Annotated in this window: 17 protein-coding genes; 7 read left to right on the top strand and 10 right to left on the bottom strand. The window is 41.7% G+C overall.

From position 1 onward, the window contains the following. Window positions 1-6: 6 nt before the first annotated feature. On the bottom strand, window positions 7-1,371 hold the full coding sequence (locus tag Q0C15_RS07620) for a cytosine permease (protein ID WP_297218029.1): 1,365 nt from the start codon (window positions 1,369-1,371) through the stop codon (window positions 7-9). A 239-nt stretch (window positions 1,372-1,610) separates the two neighbouring features. Here Q0C15_RS07620 and Q0C15_RS07625 point away from each other — a divergent pair, with 239 nt between their 5' ends. The 5 genes from Q0C15_RS07625 to Q0C15_RS07645 all read left to right on the top strand — a co-directional run bounded on the left by Q0C15_RS07625 (window position 1,611) and on the right by Q0C15_RS07645 (window position 6,865). Beyond that, window positions 1,611-2,165 (top strand): SMC-Scp complex subunit ScpB, encoded by a 555-nt coding sequence (locus Q0C15_RS07625; protein WP_297218031.1) that lies wholly within the window; start codon window positions 1,611-1,613, stop codon window positions 2,163-2,165. A gap of 187 nt (window positions 2,166-2,352) precedes the next feature. Beyond that, on the top strand, window positions 2,353-3,666 hold the full coding sequence (gene purD / locus Q0C15_RS07630; RefSeq protein ID WP_297218033.1) for a phosphoribosylamine--glycine ligase: 1,314 nt from the start codon (window positions 2,353-2,355) through the stop codon (window positions 3,664-3,666). Between the two features lie 90 nt (window positions 3,667-3,756). Then, window positions 3,757-4,026, top strand: coding sequence for a hypothetical protein (locus tag Q0C15_RS07635; protein ID WP_297218036.1), 270 nt, complete (start codon window positions 3,757-3,759; stop codon window positions 4,024-4,026). Continuing rightward, the gene (locus Q0C15_RS07640; RefSeq protein WP_297218038.1) at window positions 4,023-4,958 is read left to right on the top strand and encodes a hypothetical protein; all 936 of its coding nucleotides are present in this window, start codon (window positions 4,023-4,025) and stop codon (window positions 4,956-4,958) included. Before Q0C15_RS07635 ends, Q0C15_RS07640 begins: the two co-directional genes overlap by 4 nt. Next, a complete protein-coding gene (locus tag Q0C15_RS07645) occupies window positions 4,955-6,865 on the top strand; it encodes an ATP-binding protein (protein ID WP_297218041.1) in 1,911 nt (636 codons plus the stop codon). Before Q0C15_RS07640 ends, Q0C15_RS07645 begins: the two co-directional genes overlap by 4 nt. 23 nt (window positions 6,866-6,888) lie before the next feature. Here the strand turns inward: Q0C15_RS07645 and Q0C15_RS07650 are convergent, their stop codons facing one another. The 9 genes from Q0C15_RS07650 to Q0C15_RS07690 form a co-directional block, all read right to left on the bottom strand. Next, complete coding sequence (locus Q0C15_RS07650; RefSeq protein ID WP_297218044.1) at window positions 6,889-7,080, bottom strand: hypothetical protein; 192 nt, start codon at window positions 7,078-7,080, stop codon at window positions 6,889-6,891. A gap of 181 nt (window positions 7,081-7,261) precedes the next feature. Further along, complete coding sequence (locus tag Q0C15_RS07655; RefSeq protein WP_297218047.1) at window positions 7,262-7,651, bottom strand: hypothetical protein; 390 nt, start codon at window positions 7,649-7,651, stop codon at window positions 7,262-7,264. Window positions 7,652-7,704: 53 nt separating this feature from the next. Continuing rightward, window positions 7,705-7,932, bottom strand: a complete 228-nt coding sequence (locus tag Q0C15_RS07660; RefSeq protein WP_297218050.1) for a 30S ribosomal protein S17e — start codon at window positions 7,930-7,932, stop codon at window positions 7,705-7,707. A gap of 30 nt (window positions 7,933-7,962) precedes the next feature. Continuing rightward, window positions 7,963-8,406, bottom strand: coding sequence for a universal stress protein (locus Q0C15_RS07665; RefSeq protein ID WP_297218052.1), 444 nt, complete (start codon window positions 8,404-8,406; stop codon window positions 7,963-7,965). An 87-nt stretch (window positions 8,407-8,493) separates the two neighbouring features. Beyond that, window positions 8,494-13,569, bottom strand: a complete 5,076-nt coding sequence (locus Q0C15_RS07670) for an ATP-dependent helicase (protein ID WP_297218053.1) — start codon at window positions 13,567-13,569, stop codon at window positions 8,494-8,496. 200 nt (window positions 13,570-13,769) lie between these two features. Then, window positions 13,770-14,600, bottom strand: a complete 831-nt coding sequence (locus tag Q0C15_RS07675; RefSeq protein WP_297218054.1) for a sulfite exporter TauE/SafE family protein — start codon at window positions 14,598-14,600, stop codon at window positions 13,770-13,772. Between the two features lie 10 nt (window positions 14,601-14,610). Continuing rightward, complete coding sequence (locus Q0C15_RS07680) at window positions 14,611-14,958, bottom strand: DsrE family protein (RefSeq protein WP_297218055.1); 348 nt, start codon at window positions 14,956-14,958, stop codon at window positions 14,611-14,613. A 180-nt stretch (window positions 14,959-15,138) separates the two neighbouring features. Next, the gene (locus tag Q0C15_RS07685; RefSeq protein ID WP_110640692.1) at window positions 15,139-15,447 is read right to left on the bottom strand and encodes a hypothetical protein; all 309 of its coding nucleotides are present in this window, start codon (window positions 15,445-15,447) and stop codon (window positions 15,139-15,141) included. Window positions 15,448-15,454: 7 nt separating this feature from the next. Beyond that, on the bottom strand, window positions 15,455-16,435 hold the full coding sequence (locus tag Q0C15_RS07690; protein ID WP_110640690.1) for an actin-like protein: 981 nt from the start codon (window positions 16,433-16,435) through the stop codon (window positions 15,455-15,457). A gap of 245 nt (window positions 16,436-16,680) precedes the next feature. Here Q0C15_RS07690 and Q0C15_RS07695 point away from each other — a divergent pair, with 245 nt between their 5' ends. Next, window positions 16,681-17,847, top strand: coding sequence for an acetyl-CoA C-acetyltransferase (locus Q0C15_RS07695; protein WP_297218056.1), 1,167 nt, complete (start codon window positions 16,681-16,683; stop codon window positions 17,845-17,847). 266 nt (window positions 17,848-18,113) lie between these two features. Next, the gene (locus Q0C15_RS07700; RefSeq protein WP_297218057.1) at window positions 18,114-19,364 is read left to right on the top strand and encodes an MFS transporter; all 1,251 of its coding nucleotides are present in this window, start codon (window positions 18,114-18,116) and stop codon (window positions 19,362-19,364) included. Window positions 19,365-19,496 lie beyond the last annotated feature (132 nt).

The raw sequence follows: 19,496 nt of genomic DNA on the forward strand, positions 1-19,496 counted from the left end.
AAAAACTTATCGAATATTTTTTACGGAGGTTTGTATGTTTCTTTGACGGACCGATAATTTTGAAAAATAGAGATAGAGGATCATAGCTAGGAAGAATGAAACGAAATAGCTTATATCTACCCCATGGAGAAGTGCAGCAACTGGCATGTTTATTATACCTGCTGGAGCCATGAACGGAATTGAAACTATTATCGAGATCAGATATGCGTATATGCCTGGCTTCACCAGTCTAGGCAGATCGTTGAACCGTTCAGGATTAAGTTTCCGAACCAGGAAGAAATGAGCTATCATTATGCCTATCCATGGCGTTATCCAGTAATCAAGTATGAACAGGAAAGTTTCATAAAAACCATAGAACCTGAAGAATCCCACTATACCCATCGCAAATGAAAATATGGAGGCAACGATGATGGCCACCCATCTCTCTGACCTAAATCCTATTGAAAGAAACGCCAGGGAATTAGAATAAAGGTTAATAGCATTGGCAGCGATCCCGCCAAGGAATAATGCCAGCATGCCTATGAGAGCATATCTATTCATCACCATTGAGAGATCCGCGGCCGGCGATCCTGAGGGGTTACCTGAAGCCGCAGAAACCAACATGCCTACGATTTCGGCAAATACGGATGCAATGACCGAACCGAGCAGAGTATAATAGAAGATTATCCTGGAGGGTTTCTTCAGCTGAACATGCCTTGAATAATCAGCGGCATATGGCCCCCATGACATTATGTATGAGAAGGCTGATGCAAATGTGATGCCAAATGCAGAAGGGATATCTAAAACGGGGGCATAAGGATAAGATATGGAGAAGTGAGAGTATATCAAGAATATTATGAGAAACACAAACAGTATCCCGAGAACATAAGACATGGATCTTTCAAGTATTCTTATCGCCCTGTATCCTATCAAAGCGGTCAGAGCCACAACGATCACTATTGACATTATAATCAAATAGTAGGGAATCTTCATAATCTCATATATGGCCAGTGAAGCCAAGATCACATTTACCGTAAGCCAGCCTGCTGTGTTTCCCCACTGCAATATTGATAGAAGGGATCCACCAATCGTTCCAAATGGTGCCCTTCCCATGTACATCTGTGGCACCCTGTATATGACGCCAAGCTGGCTCATATAGGAAAGCATTATTCCACCTGCGACCGTACCTATAACTATCGCCACGACGGAATAGATGATCGGAAGCCCAAGGTAAACCGGTATAAATCCAACTGCGAAATCTCCCACTGTAAGATTAGATGCAAACCATATGTAAAACATAGATGCCGGTCTTTTATCACTTTCTATATCCAATTTATCCTTTAAAAAATTATTTGACTTGATATCACTTCCGAACTCATGTTCGGTATTCATAAACCAGGAATACGCTAAGATTATTAAATTTTATCGTTATTTCATGATCATACGGCATGTTTCATCAGCATTGCGAATACAAGATCATTCTTGAGGGAATGCAAAAACTCCAATGAATGCGATGATTCATGGATATAATTTTTGTATTGGATCAAATATTTAATTATGCTGGAAAAGGTGAAAAAATTGATAAGCCAGTCCTGAATAGACTTATGGATACATAGGGTGAAGCATTACTGATGATCGATGATGCGGAAAAGGATCTGATCAATCGAGTTGAAGCTATTCTTTATTCGAGTAGAACTCCTCTCAATGTCAGGTTCATATCGCAGATACTCTCAGCCGACCCTTCTAATATCAGAAAGGCTATCGTGAAGCTCAAAAAGGAATATGAAGAGAGAGACGGTGCTCTTGAGCTCGCAGCTTATGGATACAAATATAGAATTCAGCTCAGATCGGATTATTTTAAGGAGGCTTATGCAGTATCTCCGCCAGATATTTCTGGATCCGAAATGAAGGTTCTAGCGAATATTGCAATGAATGAAAGAGGCATAAGTTCCAGTGTAATCAGAAAAATAGCTCATAAGAGAACAGATGAAATAATCGAACATCTTGAGGGTATGGGCCTGATAAAGGCAGTGAACAGAGGGAACGCCAAATTTTACATTCTTGGCCGTAGATTTGAAAGCTACTTTGGAGTCTCAAAGGAAGAGTTTACCAGACGGATAAAAACCGAGCTACAAAAGAAAAAACAAGATGAAGCTGGAGGAAAGATTGATTCCGGCGAGTCATGATATATCTTTTGATTGACAGAGCTCCTTAGATAGATAGCATATATGGAATAACGAGTTCAATTGTGTCGGGCGTTATATTAATTTATGGAAAAATAAAAACCGAATTGATAATATACCGTTCGATATATTGGAAACATGTTTGGAGAGAGAATTCAAGAACTGAATCCGATAATCACGGTGAAATGATATGACGGAAAAGATATTGTTGGTCGGAAGTGGTGGCAGGGAAGACGCAATAGCCAGAGCTATAAAAAGATCGGGAGCAACGCTCTTATCCGTTATAGGTCATGAAAATCCATCAATAAAATCGCTTTCTTCGAAGTATCTACTTGGCAACGAGCTGGACTATAAGAAGATTGAAGAGTTTGCTCTTGAAAACTCTGTTGATATGGTCTTTATAGGGCCTGATCCGGTACTTGATACACCCCTTGTGAATAATCTGATGAAGCATGGCATACCTGTGGCATCCCCAACAATGGAGGCAGCCAGGATAGAAACATCAAAGATGTTCATGAGGGAACTGATGAAAAGATACAATATACCTGGGAACATTGAATTCAAAGAATGCTTCAGTGAGAACGACATCAATGATGCTTTTGCTTCAATGATGAAGGAAGTGGCCGTCAAACCAATAGGACTGACTGGAGGCAAGGGAGTCCGGGTGATGGGTGAACAGCTTCATAGCCTTGAGGAAGCAAAGTCTTATGCCATTGAGGTATTGAAGAGAGACGGAGTAGTACTTATAGAAGAAAAGGTCGTTGGAGAAGAGTTCAGTCTTCAAGCATTCGTTGACGGAAAAAATGTTTCATTCATGCCCATAGTCCAGGATTATAAGAGGGCTTATGAAGGTGATTCTGGGCCGAATACAGGAGGTATGGGATCGATCTCTGACTCAAATTTCACGCTACCGTTCCTAAGCAGAAACGCAAGGGATGAGGCTGCACACATAATGATCGATATAGTAAGATCGATGAATTCTGAGAACACACCATTCAAGGGGGTAATGTACGGTCAGTTTATGGATTCACCCAGAGGAGTTAAGGTGATAGAGATAAACGCGCGCTTTGCTGATCCAGAGGGTATAAATGTATTATCTCTGCTCAAAAGTGATTTTGTAGAAATATTGCATCAGATATATGAGGGTAATTTGCAGGGAGAGAAGATCTTCGAGAAGAAGGCAACGGTACTCAAATATATCGTTCCGGTTGGTTATGGGACAAATCCTAAACCTGGCGAAATACAGATCGATGATAAGATATTCGATTCGGGCGTTGAAATTTTTTATGCATCTGTGAGCGGAGATATGCACAAGCTGAAGCAGAGCAGTTCAAGATCTCTGGCCATATTAGCGAAGGGAGAAAGCATTCCAGAAGCCTCAGAAATAGTCGATGCTTCTTTGCAATATATCAAAGGGGACTATTACGTGCGAAAAGATATAGGAAAGGCCGAATACCTTCAGGCAAAGATAAGAAAATCCAGAGAACTGATAGGGCATGAATGATTTACCTAAATGTAAAAAATTGTAATAAATGCAATAATTATATTTCATTTATTAAGTATAAATTTAAATATACTGTGATTATCGACCAATATGGCAATTATTTCATTTATAGCGTATGTGGTAAGCGATAATATATCGGCGATGCTGACCAGAATCGATACCATCGCCATATCCGTGTCAGCTATCCTCATATCCATCCTATGGATACCGATTGCCTTCCAATTTTTCAGCACAGACGAAAACAAAAGGATGGCGGCTAGATCCAGGCTGAAAAATGCCGCAATCGGAACGTTCATCTATATTCTGGCTGTAAGCGGTCTCCTCTACGCCATTTTCAATTATATAATAACGGGATCATGATCGCCGTCGATACTCTTATCTATGATGTGATAAGATCCATTGTAGCCCTCTATCTGACTTTGCTCACTCCACTCTGGCATCTGATAATTTATTATGGACTTAACCCTGAAAATTCCTATGGAGTGATACTCAGGCCAGGACATAAGTATTACAGCATGTATAGTTTCATATTGAATACGGCATACTCGATCATTCTTCCTGCATCCATTGTTCTATTCTCAATTATCATAGCTTTCAGAGCTTTTCTTATGAATTTCAGATTCACGCATGCCCTAATGAATTTATTGATTCCGTTCCTGAGCTTGGCATTTTCATTCAAAATTCTCATATATATGGCTCTTGCTTCGGAGTATGTATTTGATTATCTTTGGAATTATGGAAACATCAACTGGTATTCAATATTCAGCATAACGCAGATATTGAATTTTTCAACCAATGACGGTTCATCATCGATAGTACTGGTCTTTCTCTATCTTACGTCTTATTTCTTGGCAATGTCTTCTCTGCTTGCAGAGTTAATATTCAGAGAAACGGCTGAGCTTCTATTGATTGCTGTTATTCCGATCTTTTCATCCATCGCATTCATCAGAAGAACACAAGAATATCTGGTGCGGATCTTTTACTCATTCATAGAGCTGAATCTTCTTCCGATACCTATCATCATAGATCTGCACTTGGCATTCATATTTTCGGCGGACCCGATATTACAACTGGGGTTCTTTATGCTCGCACCCGTGATTCCCTCCCTCATATTTCTCGAAATAAGAAGCGGCTACTTCAGAATGAAACCGCTCAACATACCTTCCAGTGCGGTTCTGGGATTCATCGGAGGACAGCTCGAGGAATCTGCTACGATCTCAATGAGCAAAAAACTTGACTGGAGCAATGTGTATTCGAAGGAAGCCTCTTACAGGAGGGAAGAATCAGATTGAATGATGAAGTGGAAAAAGTTCTGAGAAATGTACTGGCGTACAGGCCTCAATATTATGGATTTCGCATAAACACCATTATCATCTTGATGATCTCATCCTCTCTGTTGCTCATACTTATAAAGATATTTGGCGTTTATGCACTCATAATCATACCACCCCTCATCATGGTGCTTCATCCAGGATCCAGAAAGGGAATAATCAAATTAATACAAAGGATAAAAAGGGACAGGCCTCTAGATCCCGTGATCATTAGATCAGAAGGCTTGACAATGATCAAGATACAAAATTCAACAGCTGTTCTTGCAAAAATGAAGACCGACTACGATAATCATGCAGGAACATTTTCAGAGATATCAGAGTTCATATCGGATCTGATGAAGACCGGCCTGAACATCACCGCGTACTCCGTTCCTCATCTCCCTGAAAAGAAAAAACCAGAAGATCCCGTGATAAAAGGTAAGCTCTATTACTCCACCTACTTATTTTTGTGGAATGCTGCAAATGATATTAAAAACCTGAAACAGACAGTGAAACAAATACCATGGGAAGGCAAGAAAGTACATCTTTATTTCGATATCGAAGATTCTGATATAGATAAGATATATCAGATCTTTCATAGATCAGTTTTGTCGCCGAGAAAAAACTATCTTTCCGGGGAGATGAATAGATCAATTTTCAGTCTGATCGATGCAGAGAAACCTGCTTTTCCGACCTACTGCGAAGCGCTTGAGATAAGCGATATACCTGCAGTGGTGAAGTTCAGCATGAAGCAGATGAACAGACAAAGACTCTTGAGAATAGCGTCATCAAGGATCGCTGATATCAATTTCGAATTGAAGCAACGAAAGAGCAGAAATGAAAATACAGAGTATCTGAATTCAGTTATGAAGTCTGCCGAAAAACTGTCCAATGAATCCAGAAAGGATGAAGCACAGATACTGCTGTGTGGACTTGACTTTATGGTTATTCATAATGCCCCATATGGCCTTACCCGCGAAATATCCAAACTCGATCGTGGCCTAAAAATCGCAGGTATGAGAGCAAAAAATATGAGCGACGCTGGAACCAAATCAATATTTAGATTTGAGGACTTCAGAAGTGAAAATATAGCATATCCGATGGACAGGATTTCAATTTCATCGTTCTTTCCAGCCTATTTTTCCAGCGAAGAACTCTCTGGAATATTTTTAGGGATGAACGAATACACTGGAAAACCCATCTTTCTTGATTATTTCGAGCACTCATCTTACAATTTCGTGATAACTGGAGAAACCGGATCCGGCAAATCACATTTTACTGGACTTTTGATAAAGAGAATTTCCAGTTCTGAATATTCACGTGTACTTGTGCTGGATCCACTCAATGAATACCATTGCCAAGACTATTCCGGATCATGCATTGAAATGACTCTGGAAAAATACATAGAGGAGCTACATAAGAGCAGCGAGAAAATAGAATCAGCAAGGATCATAATAGTAAAATACGATCTCATAAAATTTGAGATCGATGATCATACAGGACTGGATCTCGCCCGTTCCATATCTGAATACATGTCCATTATCAAGGACCGCAAGACTATCATAATCGAAGAAGCCAATATTATGCTCAGAAACGATCAGACCCTTAAAATAATAGAGAATACAGTCAGGCATTCAAGACACTTTGAAACTGCGGTTGTCATAATCACACAGAGCATCGATGACATAAGGCTGGGAGCCACGATCGAGGAGAACAGCAGCCACAAATTTTTCTTCAGAAACAGCAGAAACACGGAGAGAATTGAAAAGTATATACCGGAGGGAGAAGACATGACAAAACTGGCCGGAGGAAAAAACAGAAAGTTCTCGGAATGTTACTATCTATATGGAGACAGGTACACCAAACTCCTTATCGCGGGGAATGATTGAAACATTCTACATCATTAATCATATCAGTTTAAAACGGAGTCTTCATCTTTAACCGTGGTCAACATTATTCCTAAAACACCAAAAACGATCAGCACAATGGTGAATGAATAAAGACCGATGTCGAACCATGTCCCGTACATAATCGACCATGATAGATAAAACGCCAAACCAATGAACAATAGTGCCGCTGAAATACCCCTTACCCAGTTAACCATTTACTGAAGCATTATAATCTCTCTTAAAAATTTAACTCTTTATCACCCTCATCTATACTATCGATAATGTCGTGGAATGGTAAGAATCCCATAATCATATTTTAGATGGTGATATTTGATGCATGATTCATTGAAAGGTATTTTCATATCGTATACCAACATTTTCTGAACCTGCCTAAATTCAATAGTTGAGGATGAAACCCCGCAGGCCAAGGCTTCCCTCAATACCGAATCTTGTAAACCTGATGTTGCAGAATATAAATCGATATTTTCTACCTTCTGCAAGCATCTCGAAATATCTTTCAATTTCCTCATTCCACAGCGTGAAGGTGATCCTATTTCCTAAGACTAGTTTTGCGTATCTTATTGTGCGACCATCACGATCCAGAGATCGTTCACCCAGTATTCCGGTGACCTGAGAAATGAAGGAATATTCACCATCATTCTTGATCGTATCTGGATCTATATAGAAACTATTCGAAAGGTAGGCATCTATAAAATTTATGATGTCTGCTTCGTCAACAAGTTTCGAATATTTTTCCAATTCCATCATTATTTGGTTTTTGTCCATTCAGCTTATCTTGCAATACGAATAATTCAGATGAAAAGAATGATCATGGGAGATCAGCTGGCCGAGTTCTCTTCGATCTCCCTCTTCGCCTTCTGCTTCTTCTTCACTGAATATCTGGTGATATAACCTGCCACCATGTTTATCGTCCGCTTTGAGACATCAGGCATCATCTTTTCCAATTTCTTCTTATTATCCTCAAATTTGTCGCCGAATAAGTCTGGAAATTTATCCGCAAGTTCCTCAGCCGTGCGCTTGATATTGAATGGTCTGATACTTCCCATATTCCCCAATGGATAAGCTATATAAAAAGATCACTTGCATGCGTTGGTACTGCAGACCATCACAGGAACGGTACTCAACTTCAGCAGTTCGCTGCTCACCGATCCCAATATGATCTTGGTCAATCCCTTGAGATTTCTTGATCCGGTTATTATAAGATCCACTCCGTTCTCTTCGGCAACTTCCACCATCTTCTTGGCCACAGTCTTTGTACCGGAATCAACTATCTCAAACTCTATATCCAGATTCTCGTTGCTTACAAGTTTCTTGGCCTTTTCTATGATCTCTTCAGCCTTTCTTCTTTCGTCTTCGAACATAGATTCCGGCACATATGTATCATAGGTTGGTGTAGTACCTATTATCTGTGGAATTACATATACTACAAGGAATTTGTTTATGGAGTTTTTGAGATTCAACGCAAATTCGAGAGCACACTGAGCTGTTTCACTGCCGTCATAGGCGATAAGAGCCTTCATATATTATTAAAGATGCAGACATATATAAATTTATCTAAATCGATCATCCAGATCAACTATCGAACTGATCTGCTGAATTAGTCTATATCATAATCTCTGCATCGAAAGAAGGTACCCCATCTCCTTCAGCTTTTCAGCTATCCTTGGCAATGCGTTAGAATCGCCCTCAAATTTTTTAAGGCGAAGATGTCTCACTGTTCGCTGAACGGAAAGGGCTGCAGAAAAGGTTTTACCATCAAAATAGAACATATCAAAGCCATTTCCGAAGATCATTTTGAAAAAATCCGCATATAAAAGCGCCAGTATGTCCTTTGCGGAAAATATGGCCTCTTCTCCTCCATTCATGACAGGTGACTCGATTAAATTTAATCTGCTGATGTAAAGCTCCTTCGTCTTTATGTTGAAGAACCTTGATGAACCTTCCACATGATCCAAAAGCTTGAGAGATCTATTAACGTCCATGTCAGTCATCTGTGCGAATCTCGTAGGCGTCATCATACCCAAATCCTTCAGAACCTGATCAGCAAGCAATGCTGCCGCTTCATCCGGGGTGTATCTCTGGGCTATAGCTACGAATTTTCTCTCATAGTTCTTTGCGATATATCTGCGCTCGTAGAGGAGATCCATCACCTTCTTCAGCGTTCTGGCATCCATCTCAGTGTTGTTCATTATCTGTCTTTCAGTGGCTTCCTCGAGCATCATGATCGATCTTATAACAGACTCTTCCTCGCTTGTCATCTTGCGATCAGAGAGCGATCTGTAGATTGATATTATTTCCCTTGTAGCCATCGCAGTGCGGTTGAACGGCCCATTAAACTGGTACAGAAGCGATGACTCAAAATAGTTCTGCAGGTTCATCTCAGAAATCCCATATCTCTGAGACTCTATTGAATCCCTAATCCCAAAGTATATGTCTGAAAATGATTCATATAGATTTGCCTTCTTGATCTTCTTTCTCATTATTCTGACAGCTGTTGAAAGAATCTCAGATTCATCGTAATTTATAATGAAACCTTTTGGCCTGGTCACTATCTCCAGATTGCCATCTCCGGAAATACCGTTTGGCGGTATTATCACGAGCCATCCTTCTTTATAATAATTCATCACGTATCTCACGGCATCCTCATATTTTCCACCGGTTGACAGATCGCTTATCCATTTGACCCCATCTTTCTCTTCCATGTAGAAAGTTGCGATCTCTTCTCCATCTACAATTAGCAATCTGTTGTAATCTATGTTCTCAACATATATCTGCAGATAAATCATCACCGGATCTATGACCGTAGTCACCGAGACTCCAGATATTCCATCAGATCTTTCGGTATAATAGTATAGATCCCCCTTGAAAAATGTGCTGTTCGCCTTTATGGAGCGCATGTCTGGATTGAACCAGAAGAACTTGCGTATTTCGTCCTGAGTTATCGGCCCAAATTTATCGATGAGCATATGCAGCGCATTATCATAACCTATGTCCCTCGCAGATATCTTCAAGACAGAGTCACCGTCCCTGGAAACCATGATCTTGTATTCCAGCGATCGCAGTATCTGCCTGACGATCTTTTTGTCCATACCTATTCTCTCTGCTATGATCTTCTCGCTTGTGATTCCCTCATCCACTGCATCCATTACCACCTTCTCCTCGTTGCTTATCGTATGATCTCTGAGAGTGAACATCATGTCTATAAACCATCTGGCTGCGTAGGTGATCTTGTTCTTTATAAAGTGCCCACGGACAACATAACCTTCCTCTATCAGATCGTCAAAACTGTCTAATTTTCCACTGATCAGCCGAGCATTGATATTCTCCACATCAAATGCGAAACCATAAACATCAAAGTATTCCCTGGGATCTTTAACCTTCTTCGTTATCCTCGAAAGTCTAAGTCTTGTTATGTCTTCAACATTCTTCAACGCTTTAAGATCAGAAACAAGCATGTACTGTTTGCTATAAACAGGCGTAATGTAATCGTATATAGCAGTGCCATCGGAAACCATGCTATCAAGTATTGATCGTAACGTTTCTCTTCCAATCGGCAACTTTATCTCAATCTCGTCCAGGGTCATCGGACCATAGGCAGATAGGGCTATCTCTATTAGACGCTCGGAAGCTGTTCGAGCGTCCACAGAGAAATCTCCTTTATTCTTGAAGAATACAGTCAGGCCATTCTTTGACTTTCTAATGATCAGATATGCAGATTCGAGCTTCTGAATAGCATTTTTAAGAGTGGTATCGTCTATTCCAAGTTCTGATCTCAGATCCGAGAAGGATTTACCATCACAGCTTTCCAGAATCTTCTCATCCTCATCCTTTAGATCTATTTTTTTTCTGAACAGAGTCCACAGCATGGGGTAATATTCATACGAGGTCCATACTAGGCCCCTAACATATGCTGATATGATTTTACCATCCTCGACAGCCTTTTCTATGACCTCTTTTATCTCAGAATCGGCATATTGGTAAGGCGAATTGAAACGATCCTTGATTATGTCTATGTATGGAAAGTGATTTGCAAATCTGATGAGCGATTCCTCGTCGTATACATGCGGGATCTTCTTTTTAAAATAGTCATCCACATCCTTCTGATTCTCGAATATGAAGTGGATCGACTCCCCACCATATATCTTTTCAAGCATCCTGCTCTGCAGATCCCTGAGCATCTTGGATCTGTCTTCCATCATCACGATATCAGACGATCCCGCCATTATCATCCCGTATGAGAATGGACTAGATTCCGTGGAATAGCCTCTCACAGAATACGAATGTGTATCCATAACAGATTTAACGTACTGCTCTGCTCTTGGCACATCCATCAGATCCTCCATTATCTCTCTGTATGTCTCACGTATTATGGAAAAATCTTCATGCTTCTGAAGTTCATTGAGCAGTCTATCACTTCTCAGCTGCTGCCTGGCCACCGATATATCGTATCCCTTATAAGAGCGAAGGACCATCAGAGACCTCGCCGCACAGTGCCTGAAACGCTGCTTGAATAGCTCAGTATTTGCTATGGATCTGCGTACAAGATCCCTAAAATTGGTTGAATTTACACTCTTGATTGCCTCCTCTATGGGTATTTTTCTCTCTACATAGATGATGAAGCCATCATCCGTTATCGTGATGCGTGTATTGGAACCGTACTTATTTGATATGGCCAGTGCATAAGATCTCGAGAGTGCGTCGTTAACCTTTCTACCAAGAGGCACATGGAATATTAGACCGTATACGTCGTCTGATTCCTTATATCCCTCTATAAGACAGTGATCTTCCGTTGGTATGCCATAGTTCATCTGTGCTTTGACATAGGATATGATGCTCCTTGCTCCATTTTCATCCACATGGTATTCCGTAATGAGCATATCTGTTGGGTCCTGTCCAGATTTGATCATCGCCGCTATCTTCTTTCTGAATTCACCTATCATAACGCCAAGATCATAGCTTCTGGGCAGCATCTCACCCGTCCAAGAAGGCACAGTTGGTTTCATTCCTGTTACGGATCTGACGTATACTCTGTTTCTCACAGTTTTTTCGAACAGATAGGTTCTTGCGCCAAGTACAAAGACATCACCTGCCTTCAGCCTTTCAACGAACTTATCACTCAGCTCACCAACATTCTTTCCCTTTTCATTTATAGCCTTATAATTGGCTTCATCAGGTATGGTGCCAACGTTCATGAAATAAATCATTCTGGTGCTCCTCTTCTTACCAAATGTACCTGCCTCTCTGTCAACCCATATTTTTGGATATATCGAAAGATTTTCAAGTTCTCCCGAGAGATAATCCATAGTCATCATGAACTCTTCAAAGCTCAGGCCATGGAACGTATATGAATTTCTGATAAGATCGAAAGCCTCATCTATACGCCACACCCTTTCCAGAGACATACCTACGATTATCTGAGCAAGCACATCCAGCGGATTCTTAGGTATATCCACCCTATCTATCTGACGGCTGTATGCTGCCTTTGTTAGAACTGCACATTCGACCAGATCGTCAAGTGTGAATACTATAAAGATGCCCTTTGAAAGCTCATCGACGCCATGTCCTGATCTTCCGATCCTCTGAAGCCCCTTGCTCACAGATTTTGGGCTTCCTATCTGTATAACAAGATCGATGAAACCTATATCTATGCCGAGCTCAAGCGATGTGGATGTTATTACGCATTTCAACTCGCCGTTCTTAAGTTTATTTTCCACCTCGAGCCTCTGATCCTTGCCCATAGATGAATGATGAGCTTCGAGGCTCTCTATTCCCCTGCTCTTCAAGCGCATTGCAACATGTTCCGTTCCGCTCCTAGTGTTTGTAAATATAAGGGTAGTTCTGTATTGTTTAACCAGATCTGCAATTATATCGTACATCCTATCGTTGGCGACCTCAAAACTCACCCTTGTCAGATCGGGTACTGGCGTTATTGTCCTGAGATCAAGGTGTTTCTCCCCCCTGACCTCTACAATCTCGCACGGCCTGGGTTTTTCTCCATCAAAACCAACAAGATACTTCGCTATCTCTTCTATGGGAGACTGCGTTGCTGAGAGTCCTATCCTAAGCATTTCCGGAGAAATGACATTCAATCTCTCCAGATTCGCAGAGAGAAGACTTCCTCGCTTTGTAGAAGAAATCTCGTGGATCTCATCGATTATCACATATCTGACGTTTCTGAGGTTTTCTCTCATTCGCGGAGATGAAAGCGCCAGCGAGAAAGATTCTGGAGTGGTTATAAGTATATGCGGTGGTTTCCTTACCATTCTCTGTCTTTCGCTCTCAGAGGTATCTCCTGATCTTACGGATATCCTTATCTTGGGTATCTTCATACCATCGGATTCCATTATCGAATAGATACCGTCAAGAGGGAATTTCAGGTTCTTGTTAATATCGTTGGCAAGAGCCTTCAGTGGACTTATATATACACAGTATACGCGATCCTCCAGACGGCCCTCCTTGGCAAGAGTGACGAGCTCATTTATGATTGTAAGGAAGGCTGTCATGGTCTTACCCGTTCCTGTCGGGCTTGAGACCAGCACATTTTTCCCAGCATGTATCAACGGAATGGCGTATCTCTGAGGTTCAGTTAGGGATGAATAATTATTATTGAACCATCTCGATACATGGCTGTCAAGGAACGGGAAAAAGTCCTCTATCCTGAATAGTCTTGTTTCTGATTCCATCTTATTTGGTCTAAACTATAGGTTATAATCTTATAAAAACTTGAGTGGCGTTTAAACTCATTTCATCTGCACATTTTGTGGATAATTGTTGAAATAAAGCCCTGAATAGGCAATTAGGCATATGTATGATATATGACAGTCAACAAACTTACTTTGATCAATGAATAAAAAAATGAAAAATATGAAAGATGAGACTAAGATCACAGCATGGCTCTGTAGGACTCTATAGCCATGTATATTCCCACGATGATTATTATGAGAGAGAAGAATTTTCGAAGTGTGGATCTTTTCATCGTTGTTGAAACTCTAGCACCAGCGTATCCTCCAAAAATTCCGCCGAGGACGTACAAAAGAGCTATAGATATTAGAACCTTGCCTGCTATTCCATATCTCAATGCTGTAACAAGTCCGAACGTCCCAACAGAAAGAAGTGAAGTACCTACTGCTAGATTCATAGTTATATCGGCAGAATAAAGAAGAGCAGGAACGATCAGGAATCCACCACCTATTCCGAAGTAGCCTGAAGCAAAGCCAGCGAGCACTCCAAATATCTCCAGCTTTGCTCTCTGCCAGAAACTTTTCTTTGGTGGGTCGGGTGGATCTTCCTTACTCTTCGGATTGTTGCCCGGTATGGCGTCATAATTCTTGCATGTCCTGCATTTGGTTACAAACATGTATGCTCCAATGATCATCATTAGAAATGAGAAGAGAAACAGCAACTTTCCACCAGGTGTGATGAGACCGAGCGTTGTACCTATCAAGACGCCTATAACGCCGAATACTGTGAATATAGCCCCTGTCCTGAGATTGACGTTCTTCTTTTTGAAATGACTGTATACATTTATTAGTGCATTTACACCCACGGCAAGCGCCGTCGTACCGATCACTAGATGTGGATTCCTTATTCCTACGAAGTATATCAGGAGCGGAATGGCCAGTATTGATCCGCCACCTCCGATCAGGCCGAGAGAAAAACCGACTATAACGCCAGATATTATTGAGAAAATATATTGAAGCAGTGTTATGTCCATTTCCATCAACTTAGAAAGTTATCACCTGGTATCCTTCGTCGATACGAGCAGCTGTTTCGACTCCGCCCATAACCTTATCTAGGCCCTCAAATATCATTTCATCGGTTATACCCAGAGATTTCATGCTAACGCTGCATATTGTTAGCCGTATGTTCAGCGATCTTGCTTTCTGAATCTGCGCCAGGAATGTATCTGAATTGTTCTGATTCTTGAGTACGGCTTCCACACCGCGCCCAAGAAATAGCATTTCGACCTGTGCATGTGCGTTCTGGACTGAATTTATGGCAAAATTGAATGCTACCATTTCCGTGTTGATGTTCTCTTTTCCAGTGATCACCATTACGAGCATCTTCGCCATATTACCACCATCACATATCTTACATTATTCTCATATATTCATGCTTATGATATTTAATACATAAGCATGATTACAGGCGGGTATTATATCATCAAACTTAAAGTTAACGTTTAGGATAAATATATAAAAGGCGATGTAACTGAATTTGGATCTGTATATTAAAAAATTGTAATTGAAGCTTCACTTCCATCTGCTTTCAAGATTTTTCTTAAGCTCCTCCACCTTGGTCATGCTGACGGGATGCCCTTGACTGATCTCAGTCTTTTTCTTAGATTTTATCTCTGGTGGTGGATCATCTGTTTTTTCCTTCTTTTCGGACAGGCCCAATTTATCGTAAATTTTATTCACGGCGTCCTTGACCAGTTGATATTCATAGTAATCCTCTATTATTCTTTTGATGGTATCTACGTACGTCTCCCCCTGTATCCTTATGAGATCCACTATTTTTTTCTCCTCGTCGCTAAGGTCAAGGACAATTCGTATCGTCATGCATTATCTACATCGATCTTTCCGCCGCATCCCTATATCCAAGTGCATTTGCAAACTGCAGATCTTCGGGCTTTATCTTCACCAGAGTACCTGGTGCGATCTCATCAAAGCGGTCGCCTATCAGGTTTGATCCTCCACCAACCGGTATCAGTGATGTGACACGGTCGACCTCTCCCCTCAGGTTCAGTCTTATGTTCTCTATGATTCTGTTGGCAAGGTCCTCCAGTATTGGCCCGGAAACCTCAGGACCACCGACCTGCTTCTGCCTGAACATGACCGGATGTGAAAGTGCCTCCTGAGCCAGATCAAATGGAACGACGAATCCTGTCTCCTTGGCTATCTTTCTTGAAAGCCCGGAAATTGCGTCACCAACACCTATCTGCAGACTGAAGGATAGCTCCACCACAGGCTCCATGTCCATCAAGTTTATCGTCAGAACATCAGTAGTCCTAGATCCTACATCGATGACAACTCCATAACCCGGCTGCTGTTCAATTATTCCCTGATTCAATAGGTACAGGGCAGCACCCACTCCCTGTGGCCTCATTATGAGCCTGGTTATGTTGAACTGCCTGACCTCACCCTCAGGTCCTGTGACTGTAAGCACCTTATTTTCCAGTGCCTCTTTTGCCGCTTTGACCTCCAGATCAAACGTACCGAGAGGTGTTCCGCTGCCTATTACAAGATCCACTGGGCTTCCATCGTTGTGTATGCCCGTTTCCCAAAGTGCTGCAGCTATTAGGGGAAAGGCCTCCTTGCTGGCCAGCCTCCCATCACCCTGAGGGACCCTTATGTTATTACCACTGGCATACTTGCCATATATGAATTTCGTCTGACCTCCATCAGTGCTAAGAACCGGTATCTTGCCACCTATACCCCAGCTTTCAGTCTCCGTAACGGCCCATCTGGAAGGAAACAGTATCCTCTTGCCGTCGACTCCTATTACCTTTGTATCACCATAACCTACATCTAATCCTACAACTACCAAGGCATCACCTTTGACATTAACTTATTAACATTGTCCATGATTTAAACTTTGATTCGATTAGAATGCCGAAATAATCAGAAAAATATTGGATCTTTTCTAATTTTTTTACATGTAGAAATTTTTATCACCTTCCAGCAGCCATCAAAGATACATAGCTTAATGCACCATTCTCTGTTCGACCGTAAGGAAACTGTTCATGGATGTGCTAAAGTAAAAATGTATTAATTGCCTTGTCATTTTAGAATATGAGAGATGTATATATTGTAGCTGCCAAGAGAACTGCCATAGGCAAGTTCGGAAGATCTTTTTCAAAGTTAAAGGCCCCCCAGCTAGGTGGTGCAGCTATTAAAGCGGTAATGGACGAAACACACATAGATGCAAAATCGGTGGAAGAAGTAATAATGGGTAATGTTATTCAAGCTGGAAATGGGCAAAATCCAGCCGGCCAGGCTGCGTTTCACGGAGGTCTTCCAAATTCTGTCCTTAAATATACTGTTAATGTTGTATGTGCATCAGGTATGCTGGCGGTGGAAAGCGCAGCAAGGGAGATTGCCCTAGGTGAGAAAGATCTCGTGATCGCCGGAGGTATGGAGAGCATGAGCAATGCTCCTTTCCTGCTCCCTGCGGATCTCAGATGGGGACCCAAACATCTTCTTCACAAGAACTACAAGATAGATGATGCTATGCTAGTTGATGGCCTTCTGGATGCATTCTATTTCGAACATATGGGCGTCTCAGCGGAACGAACATCTAGAAAATTCGGCATAACAAGGGAGATGGCTGATGAATACTCTGTGCAGAGCTATGAAAGAGCCATCAAAGCGACAGAATCTGGAGAATTTGCCGACGAGATCGTTCCGTTTGAAAACCTGGATCGTGATGAGGGCATAAGGAAGACGACCATGGAGGATCTCGCAAAGCTACCTCCGGCATTTGAGAAAAACGGAATATTGACCGCCGGTAACTCTGCACAGCTTTCTGACGGTGGATCTGCGCTCATGATAGCTTCTGAAAAAGCAATCAACGAATATGGCCTTAAGCCGGTGGCAAGGATCACCGGATACGAACAGGCATCTCTCGATCCTCTTGATTTCGTCGAGGCACCTATACCGGCAACGAGAAAACTGCTGGAAAAACAGCATAAGACCATTGATTACTATGACCTTGTTGAACACAACGAAGCCTTCTCAATAGCCTCGGTCATAGTCAGAAATGAATTGAAGATAGATAATGACAGATTCAATGTGAATGGGGGTGCAGTTGCGATAGGACATCCGATCGGGAATAGTGGAGCCAGGATCATAGTAACGTTGATAAATGCGCTGAAGCACAGACATATGAAGACTGGACTGGCTACACTCTGCCATGGCGGTGGAGGGGCTCATACATTGACCTTGGAAATGGTGGAATGATATGGCCATTGACGAATTAATATAAAATGTAATTCTTTCAATTAACTAAATTTCCCTAACATTTAGTTTTATGTTTACGATTGCAGAACGTAAGGGAATTTATGCGCCAAAATTGAATAATTTAACCCTGAGCGATCTGAAACGATTGAAACTTGCATGATGCTCGTATCTTGTAAAATTTTTCCCTTTAATAATATATTATTCATAATCTATATATAAAGATTAAGTGAAATATTCTTATACATCCAAATGTTAAATTTTTCCATATGCGCTCCGATACAGCTCGTCAGCATATTACCCGATCACAGGCTCATACCATTGTCGCCACATATCTTGGATGGTCTCTGGACGCATTCGACTTCTTTTTGATAACGTTTGTTATGCTTGCTATAGCAAAGACGTTCAATGTCGCCCTAGTTGTGATAACACTAAGTATAACCCTTACCCTGACCATGAGGTTTTTGGGGTCTCTCTTTTTTGGTCCTGTGGGTGACAAATACGGACGAAAAATAACTATGATCATAAGTCTCATGTTCCTTGCATTTTTCGATACGTTGGTCGCCTTTTCGCCGACCATTACAATATTTCTAATACTCAGGGCCCTCTACGGCTTCGGCATGGGAGGAGAATGGGGATCCGGATTTGCGCTCGCTATGGAATCTTTGCCTACAAAGGCAAGAGGCTGGGTATCTGGACTGATTCAGGGTGGATATCCAACTGGCTATCTCCTGGCAGCAATTGTATACCTATTCGTTTACCCAAAATATGGATGGAGACCTATGTTTTACTTCGCAGCGCTACCGGCCATAGCCGTAATATATATTATGATCACAACAAGGGAAAGTCCTGTCTATAATGAGTTCAAGGAGAGGGCTTCATTCAGGCAGACGTTTAAAACTATAGGAAAACACTGGAAACTTTTCATCTATCTGTCCATTTTGCTCGTTGGCATGAACTTCGTTTCCCATTCAACACAGGATCTGTATCCAACGTTTCTGGAGCATCAGCTGCACTTCAGCACGACGTACGTCGCCTCAATCGCGATAGCATATAATGCGGCCGCTATCGTTGGCGGGGTCATATCAGGCATAATTTCGCAGAATACCAGGCTAGGAAGAAAATGGAATGCCATCGCTTTCCTTATTGTCGGCATTGCGATATCGCCACTGTGGGCTTTTCCAGAGTTATTCGGAAGGTCATCGATCATATACATTGCCTTCCTTGCTCCTATCATAATGCAGTTCATAGTTCAGGGGGCTTGGGCAATGCCCGGCGTATACATGAACGAGAGATCCCCAGCGGAGGCCAGGGCAACCATTCCTGGTGTCGCGTACATGATTGGAGTAATGGTTGCCTCAACTGCATCAACGATAGAGGTGTTGGTTTCAACAATGTTTCATGACAACTACTCCTACTCTATGCTGCTGTTGGTTCTAATAGTCTTTCCGGTAACCGCCTTGATATGGTTCCTTGGGAAGGAGAGCAAGGACGCAAAACTGGACGCAACTCCCGCATGAACCATCTCTATGCCGATACGAGTGAGCTACTCCTCGGCTAAAGCATCGGATCTTCCTTACAGCGAAGAGACATCTGTCTTTCCGGACATCCGTACAAGCCTGAAGCAGCGATCTCCACAGGCGTATATTCGG

Origin of the sequence: Thermoplasma sp., assembly GCF_023256435.1 — an archaeon.
GTDB lineage: Archaea > Thermoplasmatota > Thermoplasmata > Thermoplasmatales > Thermoplasmataceae > Thermoplasma.